General features: G+C 68.9%; 9 protein-coding genes. 3 read left to right on the top strand and 6 right to left on the bottom strand.

Annotated features, from left to right (window positions below):
- Positions 1-8: 8 nt before the first annotated feature.
- Positions 9-311, top strand: a complete 303-nt coding sequence (locus tag OG734_RS01910; protein WP_330285700.1) for a putative quinol monooxygenase — start codon at positions 9-11, stop codon at positions 309-311.
- A gap of 7 nt (positions 312-318) precedes the next feature.
- On the top strand, positions 319-894 hold the full coding sequence (locus tag OG734_RS01905; protein WP_330285699.1) for a GH32 C-terminal domain-containing protein: 576 nt from the start codon (positions 319-321) through the stop codon (positions 892-894).
- A gap of 85 nt (positions 895-979) precedes the next feature.
- Here OG734_RS01905 and OG734_RS01900 read toward each other — a convergent pair whose 3' ends face one another.
- The 5 genes from OG734_RS01900 to OG734_RS01880 all read right to left on the bottom strand — a co-directional run bounded on the left by OG734_RS01900 (position 980) and on the right by OG734_RS01880 (position 7960).
- Complete coding sequence (locus OG734_RS01900) at positions 980-3448, bottom strand: CBM35 domain-containing protein (protein ID WP_330285698.1); 2469 nt, start codon at positions 3446-3448, stop codon at positions 980-982.
- Between the two features lie 107 nt (positions 3449-3555).
- Positions 3556-4380: a carbohydrate ABC transporter permease gene (locus tag OG734_RS01895; RefSeq protein WP_443065056.1), complete on the bottom strand. Its 825-nt coding sequence runs from the start codon at positions 4378-4380 to the stop codon at positions 3556-3558.
- 44 nt (positions 4381-4424) lie between these two features.
- Complete coding sequence (locus OG734_RS01890; RefSeq protein WP_330285697.1) at positions 4425-5354, bottom strand: carbohydrate ABC transporter permease; 930 nt, start codon at positions 5352-5354, stop codon at positions 4425-4427.
- A 103-nt stretch (positions 5355-5457) separates the two neighbouring features.
- Positions 5458-6792 (bottom strand): ABC transporter substrate-binding protein, encoded by a 1335-nt coding sequence (locus OG734_RS01885; RefSeq protein ID WP_330285696.1) that lies wholly within the window; start codon positions 6790-6792, stop codon positions 5458-5460.
- 121 nt (positions 6793-6913) lie between these two features.
- On the bottom strand, positions 6914-7960 hold the full coding sequence (locus OG734_RS01880; RefSeq protein ID WP_330285695.1) for a LacI family DNA-binding transcriptional regulator: 1047 nt from the start codon (positions 7958-7960) through the stop codon (positions 6914-6916).
- A 105-nt stretch (positions 7961-8065) separates the two neighbouring features.
- Here OG734_RS01880 and OG734_RS01875 point away from each other — a divergent pair, with 105 nt between their 5' ends.
- Complete coding sequence (locus OG734_RS01875) at positions 8066-10258, top strand: glycoside hydrolase family 36 protein (protein WP_330285694.1); 2193 nt, start codon at positions 8066-8068, stop codon at positions 10256-10258.
- A 180-nt stretch (positions 10259-10438) separates the two neighbouring features.
- Here the strand turns inward: OG734_RS01875 and OG734_RS01870 are convergent, their stop codons facing one another.
- Positions 10439-11653, bottom strand: a complete 1215-nt coding sequence (locus OG734_RS01870; RefSeq protein ID WP_330285693.1) for a hypothetical protein — start codon at positions 11651-11653, stop codon at positions 10439-10441.
- Positions 11654-11796: the final 143 nt, after the last annotated feature.

Below are 11796 nucleotides of genomic sequence, written 5' to 3'. Positions count from 1 at the left end.
ACATGACCATGAAGAAGACCCTGCTCGCCGAGTTCACCGCCCGCGAGGGAACGCAGGACGAGGTAGCCCGCATGATCGGGGACTACGCCTTGAAGGTGCGCGAGGAGGAAGGCAACATCGCCTTCGACGTCTACACCAAGGCAACCGCCCCACGCGCCTTCTGGATCTTCGAGGTGTACCGGGACGAGGACGCCTTCCAGGCGCACCTGAACGCCCCGTACGGCGGCCCTTTCAACGCCGCCCTCGTTCCGCTGATCGAAGAGGACGCCTCCGTGCTGACGTTCCTGAACCCGCTGGCCACGAATTCGTAGCGAGCCGTTGACATGGGTCCCCACCGGGGCGCAGTCGTATCCCGCACTCACTTGCCAAAACGATTGGGCACCTCATGGGCGGGCGGATCGGGATCAAGGACATGGCGCCAGCCGCCGGAGACGCATCGCCGGGCCCGACCCGGTCGAACCGGGGCAGGTCAGCCGCACCTTCGACCTGACCGCCACCCTGATCCCCGACCCCACGGGGACGACCGGCCTGCGTCTGGTCACCTCCGCGGACGACACCGAGTACCTCGACGTCAGTCTCGACCCCACCGCCGGCCGGCTCACCGTCGACCGCGGCCACGCCTCACTGGACGTACGGGCACGGACAGGCGCGTACAGCCTCGCCTGCCCTGCCGCGAAGGAGCCCGGCACACCGGTCGAACTCCGTGTCGTCGTGGACCGTTCGATCGCCGAGATATACCTCGCCACCGGGCAGGTCCTCACCCTCAGGTTCTACCCGGTCGGCGACAGACCCTGGCGGCTCCAGGCTCACGGCACAGGCTCAGGCGCCGGCGACTTCACCGTCGAGGCGTGGGACCTTGACCCTGGCCGAATCCATCAGCAACCACATCTGTAGTAGAGCCCGGTTTCCGACCGCCCGCCATGAAGCCGGGCCGGATCTCCGCCGAGATCCGGCCCGGCCCGGTGCCGGAGTGGGTCGACTAGCCGATGACCCGGCCCAGTTCGATCCGGTCGATGTTCGGGGCCCACGTGCTGGCGTTCCCGAACGTCACCTTGTTGGAGCCCGCCTTGAGGTCGACGGGGACGCCCAGCGTCCAGTAGTCGTCCCAGCCCCAGGTGTTCTTGAAGGTGAGCTTCCGGGGGGCGGCCGTCCCCACCGTGAGGTCCGCCGTACGGGACATGATGTCGGTGTTGTAGGAGTGGCCGTTGTCGCGCCGCTCGTTGTGTGCGTAGCTGACGACCAGCATGTAGCGGCCCGACTTGGGCGCGTCCACCGTGAACTCGGCGGTGCTGGCGGCGCTGTTGCCGAGCCAGCCGATGTAGGAACCGGCGGAGGCGTAGGCGGAGTCGACGAGCTTGGCGCCGCCCGAGAGGGTGGCCGAGGCGCCCTCGTAGGAGAGGGTGCCGGCGGTCGAGCCGTTGCCCGAGACGTCGAGGGAGCGGACCGAGGCGCCCTTGGCCGTCATCGCGACGCGGTTGTTGCCCGCGACCAGGTACAGACGCAGGGCCTTGCCGGGCACCGCCGTCACCTTCTGGCCGTGCAACTCCAGCCGCACCGGCGCCGAAGCTCGCGACACCACCGAGTAGTAGCCGTCGCGCGGTGCGTAGGCGTCGAAGACCGCCTTGTCGCCGGAGCGCAGGACGAGGGAGCCCGTGCCGACCCCGGCGGACGAGGAGTAGTCGTAGGACGGCCGGCCGCTGATGTCGGCGAGCGTGGCCTCGTACGACGCCGAGGGGACGGCGCTCGTGCGGGCGGTCAGGTCGATGCGGTCGAGGGTGACCTCGGTGTCGCCCTTGGCCAGCGTCAGCACGTGCTTCCCGGCCGGGAGGTCGACGGTGACGTCTTTCTTGGCGCGGTAGGTCCAGTTCTCGGTCGAGGGATAGGAGACCGTGAGCGGGGCCTGGCCGTCGATCGAGAGCTTCTGCGTGGCCGGCGTCCCGGACTGGTTGCCGTACAGGATCGCCAGGTCGTAGGTCCCGGCCGCGGGCACGTCCACCGTGAAGTCGACCTTGCTGGTGGCCTGGTTCAGCGAGCCGACGTCCTTCGTCCCGGAGGCCGCGTAGCCGTTGGCGTTGCTGACCGTGCCCTGGGTGTAGACCTGGCCGTCGGTGATGGCCGCGTCCTCGGCCTCGTACGACGCCGACCAGGGGACGGACACGGCGGACGGGGTGCCGGAGCCGCCGGGGGTGAGGACGATCCGGTACGCGGACATCTTGTGCAGGCCGCGCAGCGGGACGGTCACCGTGCCGTCGGCCGCGACCTTCACCTTCGTACGGGCGAGGACGCGGGGCGTCGCGTGCTGTCCCTCGTAGCCGGACCAGGCGGCCTCGGCGACGGTCGCGGTGACCGTGCGGCCGAAGGCGGACCGGGAGACGTTCTGTACGACGACGTCGGCGTCACCGGCCGAGCCGCCGAGCAGGACCTGCGCCTGGCGGCGCTTCTTGTCGTAGGAGGCCAGACCCTGAAGGGTGTCGATGGTGTTGGCCTGCGGCGGGGTCACCTGGACCGTGTTGCCGGTCAGTCCCGCGTACCAACGGAAGAACCACCAGCCGCCGTTGGGGATGTTGCTGCGCACGACATTGCCGTCGAGGTTGCCGGCCGCGTCCCAGTACGCCTGGTTGGCGTACACCTTGTTCCGCTCGAACATCGAGACCCACTGGGCGAGTTGGCCAGGAACGGACAGGTCGCGGCGGTTGGCGTACTCATCGATGTTGATCTTCAGAGGTGCTATGCCGAGTTGGCGTTCGATCGATCGGTAATTGTCGTAGTTTCCCTGGAAGTTCTTCAGCGAGCTGGAGTCCAACTCGTGCCAGGTCATCACCTGGGGCAGGACGTTCTCCCGCTTGGCGAAGGCGAGGAAGTCGGTCAGCAGACGCGGGTGGTAACCGGACTCGTTCGGGCCGGCGATCCTGGCGTCCGGGTCGATCGCGCGGATGCGCTGGTACACCGTCTTCCAGTCCTTGAGGAACCGGTCGCGGTTGACCTCGTACTGAGCCTGGTTGGAGGTGCCCAGGTTGTACCAGATCTGATCGGGCTCGTTGAAGGGGATGTAGACGAAGTGCTCGCTGTTCGGGTCGGCGGCGACCTCCTTGACGATCTTGTCGACCTTGGGGAGGTAGTCCTCGATGCCGAGATCCTCGTACGGCCACTTCGCGTAGATGTCCTGCATCATCACGTTGATCTCGCCGCCACCGTTGCGGAAGAACGACTTGGAGACGGTGAGCGCGTCCCCGTTGGGATGCTGGGCGCCGCCCTCCGGCTTCTGCGAGATGCTGGTGATCTTCAAGGGGGCCAGCATGGCGTCGCTGGGCACGCCGTCGTCGCTGAGCCCGTACAGGGTGCCGTTGGCGCCGAGCGTCACCGGGCCCTCGGACGCGGCGAGGTCGACGGTGACGCGCTGTGGGTCGGCGGCGGCCGCGGGCCCCGCGGCGGGGAGGGTGCCTGCCATGGCGGCTGCTCCAAGTACGGCTGTGGCAAGGACAGTTGCGGTACGTGATCTCGTGCGGGCTCGTGTGGGGGTGGGGGTGGGGGTGCTCACGCTGAGGGACCTGAAGGTCATTTGACGGCTCCACTGGTGATTCCGGACACGATCTTTCGCTGGGCCACCAGGAAGATGGCGACCATGGGCAGGCTCATCACCACGACGTACGCGAAGACGAGATGCCAGTTGTTGAGGTAGAGCTGGGCGCTGGCGACCTTGTAGAGGTTGAGCGGCAGGGTCGCCTTGTCTCCGCCGCCGAGGACGAAGAAGGCGTAGAAGATGTCACTCCAGGCGTAGAGCATCACCATGATCGTCGCGGTGGCGATGACCGGCCTGAGCAGCGGCAGAATGATCTGCCGGAAGATCCGCAGCGGCGACGCGCCGTCCATCCGCGCGGCCTCCTCCAGCTCCACCGGGATGGCCCGGATGAAGCCGGTCATGAAGAAGATCGACGTGGACAGGTACATCCCGGTGTAGACGGCGATCATCCCGGGCCGGGTGCCCGCGAGCCCCAGCTGCCGGAGCTCCATGACGATGGTGATGACGGCCGGCGGCAACAGCAGTCCGCTGATGCAGAGCGCGTACGCCGCCGAGACCAGCTTCGACTTGCGGCGCGCGAAGACCCAGGCGGCGCCGGCCCCCAGGATGAGGACGAGAGCGACCGAAGGCACCACGACGAGCAGGGAGTTGAGGAAGCCGTGCAGCATCTCGCCCTGGTTGACGGCCTCTTCGTAGTTGCTGCCCGGCTGCCAGTGCCGCGGCAGGTCCAGGTTCGGGGTGATCGCCTCGGCCTGCGGCTTGGCGGAGGTGACGGCGACCAGCCACAGCGGGACGCCGACGGCGAGCCCGGCGAGCAGCAGGACGAGCGCCGGACGGCCGTACCGCCAGACGGGGTTCACGGCGGACACGCGATTTACGGCGGACGCGGGATGTGCGGCGGTACTCAAAGCAGTTGCTCCCTTCGGCGCAGTCCGATGACGAGGGGGATCGCGACGGCGACCACGACCAGGAAGAGGACGAGGCTCATCGCGGAGGCCTGGGCGTACAGGCCCTGTCCGAAGATCCGGAACATGTAGATGTTGAAGACCTCCGTGGAGCCCGCGGGCCCGCCGCCCGTCGTGGCCTGCACGATGTCGAAGGTGTTCATCGAGCCGATCAGCGCCGTGGTGACGTTGAAGGTGAGGGCGGGCGCCAGCATCGGCCAGCGCACCGACCAGAAGGTCCGCCACGGCCCGGCGCCGTCGCACTTCGCGGCCTCCAGCATCTCGCCGGGGATGCCTTTGAGGCCGGCGAGATAGATCAGCATGGACAGGCCCATCCACTTCCAGCCGTGGATGACGGTGACCAGGATCAGCGTCCAGCTCGTCGAGCCGAGCCACGGGATGTCCGTACCGAGCAGGCCGTTGACGGCGCCGTCCTGGTTGAACAGGGACTGGAAGACATAGCCGGTGGCGAGCGCGGAGATGAGCACGGGCAGGAAGAAGACGGCGCGGAAGAACCGGTTGAACCGGCTGTCCGCCTCCAGCAACAGCGCCAGCCCCAGCCCGAAGCCGTTCTGGAAGACCGCCGCCAGCAGGGCGTAGAGCAGGGTCGTGCGGATCGCCCGCAGCAGTGAGCCGTCGTGGGCGATGGTCGTGAAGTTGTCGAGGCCGGTGAAGGCGATGTCCGGGTGGTACGAGGACCAGTTGGTGAACGGGTAGTAGAAGTTGAGCAGGTTCGGCACCAGGAAGAACGCCGCGAAGACGACGATCGCGGGGAGGGCGAACCACCAGGGGTGATGGACGGCGGCGCGGGGCAGCCGTCCCACCTTTCCCGCCCGGCCCTTGGCGGGCGCCGGTTTCTGCGTGCGCGTGCGTATGGCCGTGTCCGCCATCGGAAAATCCTTGCCGGTCGGGTCGGTCGATCCAGAAGCCGATCTAGAGGCCGATCGAGAAACTGATCCAGAGGCCGGTCTAGAAGCCGGTCTAGAAGCCGGTCTAGAAGCCGGGCGCGGCCTGGGCCTTGGCCACCTGTGCGAACTGGTCCTGGATTGCCTGCGCGACCTGCTGGGGACTCTTCTTGCCGTAGAGCATGTCGGCGAGGTACAGGTGGGTGTCGGGCGCGACGATCGCCTTGGCCTGGAAGACACCGATGGCCGTGGGCAGCGCTTTGACCTGGGCCATCGACGCCTCGGGAAGGCCGGCGGGGGTCGGGACGGACGGCTCCACGGACGGGATCTTCATCGCCTTGATGTAGTCGGCGTAGTCCGGGCCGAGCCAGAAGGCCAGGAACTGACGGGAGGCGTTCTGCCGCTTCTCGTCACCGGTCTTGAAGGCGACGACGCCGTTGGTCTGGTCGGGCGAGTACAGGCCGGTGGCGGAGGAGTTGGCGACCGGGAACCAGCCGATCTTCTTGTCGATCTCGGCTGTGGAGTACTTGGCCTGCAACTGGCTCTGGAACGAGGTGACGTTGAGGACCATGCCCGACTCGCCCTTCCAGAGTGAGTCGGCCTGCCCGGTGAACGTGCCGGTCTTGTAGTTCTTCTGCGCGAGCCCGGCGTCGAGCAGCTTCTCCTTGTACTTCTTGATGGCGCCGACGACGACCGGGTCGGTCCACTTCACCTTGTTCTGGTTGAGGTCGGCCCACCACTGCTTGTCGAGGTCGGTGAGCTGGACCTGCATCTGCCACTGCAGCGGCCACTTGTCGCCGCCGGCCTCGTAGAAGCCGGCCGCGTCGGTCTTGTCCGTGACGGTCTTGCCGAGGGCCAGCAACTCGTCGTACGACTTGGGGAAGTCGGCCTCGCTCAGCCCGGCTTTCTTGAAGACGTCCTTGTTGTAGTAGACGCCGAGCATGGCGGGGCTGGTGACGATCGCGGCGTACCGCTTGTTGTCGATCGTGCCGAGCGACCTCTCGGTGTCGCCCAGCTTCGACACCCACTCCTCCCCGTCGAGGGTGAGGAGGTTCTGCTTCGGCTGGATGAAGGGCAGCGTGGAGATGGACGGCTGCCAGAACATCAGGTCGGGCTTGTCGCCGGAGGCGAGCTTGGTCGGCACGTTCTGCTCGTACAGGTCGGGAATCGCCTGCGTCTCGACCTTGGCTCCGGTGGCCTTCTCGAACGCGTCGATGACCTGCTTGGGAGCGTTGAGGGTGTTCTGCGCGGTCCACATGGTCAGCTTCACGCCGTCCAGGCGGGCGGTCGGGTCGACCTTGGTCTGCTTGGCGCCCGAGTCGGCGGACGAACCGGAGTCGCCGGCGGTGGGGTCACTGCAGGCGGTGGCGGACAAGGCGGCGGCGCATATGAACGCCAGCGCGGGGAGAACTCTTCTCGTCATGACGTGCCTTTCGCGAACGGGCTCGGACAGGCGGATCGGGAGGCGGTCCGGCTGAGGAGGTGCGAGTGGTCGGTGCGGGTGGAGCAAGTGGGCGAGCGGTGCAGGTGGAGCGGGAGGGGGTTCAGCCGCGTTCGGGCGGTGGCCCCGAGCTCTCCCGCACCACCAGTTCCGGTACGGAGACGGGGTGCGGGGCGATCTGCGCCGACTCCTCCAGTACGCCGTGCAGCAGGGCGAACGCCGACCGCCCGAGACCGGTGAAGTCCAGGCGTACGGTCGTCAGCGACGGGGTGAGATAGGCGGAGTGCGGGGCGTCGTCGAACCCGGCCACGCTCACCTCGCCGGGAACCGCGCGGCCCGTCTCGTGGAGGGCGCGGATCACCCCGAGCGCCAGGTCGTCGTTGCCGCACAGGATCGCGGTGACGCCGGCGTCCTTCGCGAGTTTCAGGCCCGCCGCGTGACCGCCCGCCGGGCCCCAACTCCCTTGTACGGGGCGGGGTTCCGGTGCTCCCGCCTCCCTGAGCGCCTGCCGCCAGCCGATCGTTCGGGCGCTGGTGCGGCGGGTGCTGGACGGGATGGCGACGTAGTGCACGGTTTCGTGGCCGAGGGAGAGCAGATGGCGGGTCGCCTCGTAGGCGGCCTCGCGGTCGTCGGCCCACACCCAGGGGCGGTCGCCGTCGGGTGGGCTCGCGGGGGTCTCGACCACGCCGACGACCGGCAGTTCGGCGGGGACGGCGCCCAGGGCCCGTACACCGGCCGGATCGTATGCGATCACGATCAGTCCGCCGCCCGCGTCCGCCGCCCGCTGCACCTGGGCCGCGATGGCGGCTTCGTCGGCTTCGTCGGTCGATTCGAGCACCCCGACCCCGACGCTGTACGCGGCGGCGCGGGCGGCCTCCTCGATGCCCTGGAGGATCGAGGCGTAGCCGTAGTGCGTGGTGTTGGAGGTGAGCACGGTCACGGCACGGCTGCGTCCGCTGGCGAGGGCGAGAGCGGTGGAGTTCCGCCGGAATCCCAGTTCGTCGATGGCGGCGAGCACCCTGTCGCGGGTCGACGGCTTGACGCTGGGGTGGTTGTTGATCACCCGGGAGACGGTCTGGTAGGAGACTCCGGCCGCGGTGGCGACATCCCGGATGCTCACTGAGCGTCTTGTGTGACCGGTCACATTCATGCCAGGATTGTGACCGGTCACATGAAAGTCGTCAAGAGACCGTAACCATCAATTCACGCGGCAGAAGCAGACCGTCGGCCCAGACGGCATCGGGAGGGGAAGACGTTGACCGGTACGTCCGATTCGGCGGGCACGGCCCTCCGCACCACCACTGAGCAGCACTTTCTCTGGGGTCATCGCGCCCTGGAGGCCGAGTTCGCCACCGGCGCCGACGGGGCCCTGCGGCTGATCCGGCTGACCCGCCCCCACACCCAACCCCGTTCCGACGGGGGAGCCGGCGCAGGCGAACCCGGGCCCGAACCCGGACCCGGACCGGACGCCCCCCTCCACCTGGTTGAGCTAACCGCCCTCGGTCACGGCAGCGGCTGGTCGGGCCCCCGCTTCACCGGTACGGCGTTCGGCGCCCGGCTGCGGCACCGGGGTCACACCACCCGGGAGGCCGACGGCTGGACGTACCTGACCGTCGAACTCCACGATCCCGTCAGCGCGTTGACCGCCTTCGTCGAGCTGTCCTCGCCCGTCGGACTGCCCGTGCTGCGATCCCGTGTCCGCCTGCGCAACGAGGGGGAGGAGCCCCTCGTCGTCCAGTCCGTCAGCAGTCTGGTGCTCGGTGCCCTCCCTTCTCCCGACGGCCTCGACGTCCACCGTGCCCGCAACGACTGGCTGGCGGAGTGCCGCTGGCACGCCGAGCCGCTGCGCGACACCGTCACCGACATCCACGTGGACGTGCACCAGCACGACAGCCGGGCGGCACTGACCCTCACCGGACGCGGCAGCTGGCCCACTGACGGGCACCTTCCGATGGGCGCCCTCACCGAACGCGACGGCGACCGGGCCTGGTTGTGGCAGATCGAATCCCCGGCCGGCTGGCGCTGGGACCTGGGCGAACGCGACCACGGCACGTATCTGGCGCTGAACGGACCCACGGACGCGGAACACCAGTGGCGGATCCGCCTCACGCCCGGCTCCGAGTTCACCACCGTGCCCGGCGTCCTGGCCCTCGGCCGCGGCCTGGACGACGCCTTCGCCGCCCTGACCTCGTACCGACGCGCCGTACGCCGCCCGCACCCGGACCACACCACCCTGCCGGTCGTCTTCAACGACTACATGAACACCCTGATGGGCGACCCGACGACGGAGAAACTGCTGCCGCTGATCGACGCGGCAGCCGCGGCCGGGTCCGAGTACTTCTGCATCGACTCCGGCTGGTACGACGACAGCACCGAGGGCTGGTGGGACAGCGTCGGCGAGTGGCTGCCCTCACCGCGCCGCTTCCCCGACGGCGGGATCCGGGCGGTCCTGGACCGGATCAGGGAGCGCGGCATGGTGCCCGGCCTCTGGCTGGAACCGGAGGTCGTGGGAGTGCGCAGCCCGGTCGCCGCCGAACTTCCCCCGGAGGCCTTCTTCCAGCGGGACGGCGTACGCATCGCCGAACAGGGCCGCCACCAGCTGGACCTGCGGCACCCGGCCGCCCGCGCGCACCTCGACAAGACGGTGGACCGCATCGTCGGCGACTGGGGCGTCGGATATCTCAAGCTGGACTACAACATCGTGGTCGACCCCGGAACCTGCGCGCCCGGGGACATCGCGCCGGGAGCCGGCCTCCTCGGCCACGCCCAGGCATACCTGGACTGGCTGTCCGAGGTGCTGGACCGGCACCCGGGTCTGGTGATCGAGAACTGCGCCTCGGGCGGGATGCGGATGGACGGGGCCACGCTGGCCGTCACCCAGCTCCAGTCCATCAGCGACCAGCAGGACCCCCTGAACTGCCCGCCGATCGCCGCCGCCGCGCCGACAGCGGTCCCGCCCGAGCAAGGCGCCGTATGGGCCTATCCGCAGCCTGGGTTCGACGACGACCTGATCACCTTCACCCTGGGCGGGGCGCTGCTCGGCCGGATCCATCTGTCGGGCCACCTGGACCGGATGTCGGAGCACCAGCTCGCCCTCGTACGGGACGCGGTGACCGTGTACAAGACACTCCGCGGCGATCTCACGGAGGCCGTCCCCTTCTGGCCGCTCGGTCTGCCGGGGTGGACGGACGAGTGGCTGGCCCTCGGCATGCGGGTGCCCGATTCCCGTACGTCGTACCTCTCGGTCTGGCGCCGCGGCGGAGAGACGGAACTCCGCCTGCCGATGGGCGACTTGGCGGGCCAAGAGGTCCGTACGGAGATCATGCACCCGTCCGCTGCGACCGCCGGCTCGGCGGTCTGGGACGGGGCCGGACTGCGGGTGTCGCTGCCGCGTACGCCCGCGGTTCTGCTGATCCGGCTCACTTCGGGGTCGGGGTCGGGGGCATAGGGATGGCATGCCGTATGGACGTGATCCGCGCCGGCCTCGGCGAACAGCGGATCAGCGCCGAACTGCCGCGCGGCCGGCCGCAGGTCACCTGAAGCCCCGTGAACCGCTCCCGGACCCAGCGTGTCCACGGGGCTGTGACGTATGACGTGATGGCACCGAGGGCGGCTCGTGCCGCGGGTGTCAGGTGGAGGAGAGGGTCCAGAGCGTGGCGTGGTACGGGCCGTTGGGCGTCGAGGGGTCGGTCGCTGCCGTGGCGCTGCTGCCGGTGACGGAGCCGTGCCGGTCGACATCGCCCGCCGTGGCGTAGAGGCCGCCCAGGGTGGGCAGTTGCGTGAGGCGGCGGGTGTCGATGCGGTAGACGTAGCAGTAGGGGCCGGGGAAGGCTTCCCCGACGACGAACTGGCCGCCGACACCGTCGATGCCGGTTCTGCCGGGCCCTGGGCCGAAGGGCGTCATGGTCTGGGTGTTGAGGTCGTAGGCGTATGCGGCAGGGCGGTTACTGGCGACGACGGTGTGCCCGGTGACGAGCGGTTGGTAGGACATCTGCGCGCCGAGGTCGGTCCAGGTCCGGGTGCGGATGTCGTAGGCGAAGCCATGGGTGGGAGGCAACTCGCCGGTGTCGCTGCTCGGTTTCGGCTGGGTGATGCCGACGATCGTGTGTCCGTTGAACGAGGTGGCCTTGCTGTAGACGCCGCCGTGGGCGCCGACGTCCGTCATGACGCGGGTGCGCAGGTCGTAGACGAAGGGCTGGCCTCCGTCGTACATGGCCCCGGGTACATTCCAGGTTCCCGCGACGAAGCGGCCCTGGGAGATCCCGATCGGGCTGCTGACCCCCGCCGGGCCGGCCGGGGTGCCGAGGTCCGTCATGACGTCGGTGCGTATGTCGTACACGAAGGCGTGCGTGCTCTGGTTGCCGGGTGTCCTGGCTTCGCCCACCACGATATGGCCGCTGATGGCCCTGACCTGGCTGTCGGTGCCGCCGAAGGTGCCCAGCGCCCGCATGTGGCCGGTGCGCAGGTCGTAGACGAACCCGCGCCGGTTGCCGTCGGCCAGCGTGGCATTGCCGATGACATAGCGGCCCTGGACGGCGACCGCGCTGCTCGAACTGCCTCCGAGTGTGCCGAGGTCGGTCATGACGTGCGTGGAGCGGTCGTACGCGAAGGCGTGCCAGTCGGTGCCGCCGGCGGCGGTCTCGGAATTGCCGACCACCGTGTCGCGATCGAGTGCGACTCCGCGGCTGCCGCTCCCGCCGAGGGTGCCGAGGTCGACGGCCGTGTACTGCGGTGGTGACGGTGGCTCGGCGGTGTGCGCGAACGCCTGGCCCGAGCCGAGTACGAGCAGTGCGAGCGTGACAGCGGTGGCTACGGCACGGGTACGTAATCGTCTGGATCTCATGGAGCCCCCTGCGATCGGAATGCGTGGACATGCGAACTCGCGGCCACGGGGAACGGGCGAAGGCCGTCGCCGTTCACCCCGTGATCTTGTCCTTGCTACCGTCCGGCTGATTCGGGCAATCATCGGACCGCTGAATGTACGGA

It is taken from the genome of Streptomyces sp. NBC_00576 (assembly GCF_036345175.1).
Taxonomy (GTDB): domain Bacteria; phylum Actinomycetota; class Actinomycetes; order Streptomycetales; family Streptomycetaceae; genus Streptomyces.
Note: the sequence above shows the minus strand (reverse complement) of the source record. Positions and strands in the feature narration are given on the sequence as shown.

What these genes read in the sequence shown, in the direction of transcription:
- OG734_RS01880 (WP_330285695.1), bottom strand. Translation starts at nt 7,960, where the DNA reads ATGAATGTGACCGGTCACACAAGACGCTCAGTGAGCATCCGGGATGTC.
- OG734_RS01885 (WP_330285696.1), bottom strand. Translation starts at nt 6,792, where the DNA reads ATGACGAGAAGAGTTCTCCCCGCGCTGGCGTTCATATGCGCCGCCGCC.
- OG734_RS01900 (WP_330285698.1), bottom strand. Translation starts at nt 3,448, where the DNA reads ATGGCAGGCACCCTCCCCGCCGCGGGGCCCGCGGCCGCCGCCGACCCA.
- OG734_RS01910 (WP_330285700.1), top strand. Translation starts at nt 9, where the DNA reads ATGAAGAAGACCCTGCTCGCCGAGTTCACCGCCCGCGAGGGAACGCAG.
- OG734_RS01870 (WP_330285693.1), bottom strand. Translation starts at nt 11,653, where the DNA reads ATGAGATCCAGACGATTACGTACCCGTGCCGTAGCCACCGCTGTCACG.
- OG734_RS01890 (WP_330285697.1), bottom strand. Translation starts at nt 5,354, where the DNA reads ATGGCGGACACGGCCATACGCACGCGCACGCAGAAACCGGCGCCCGCC.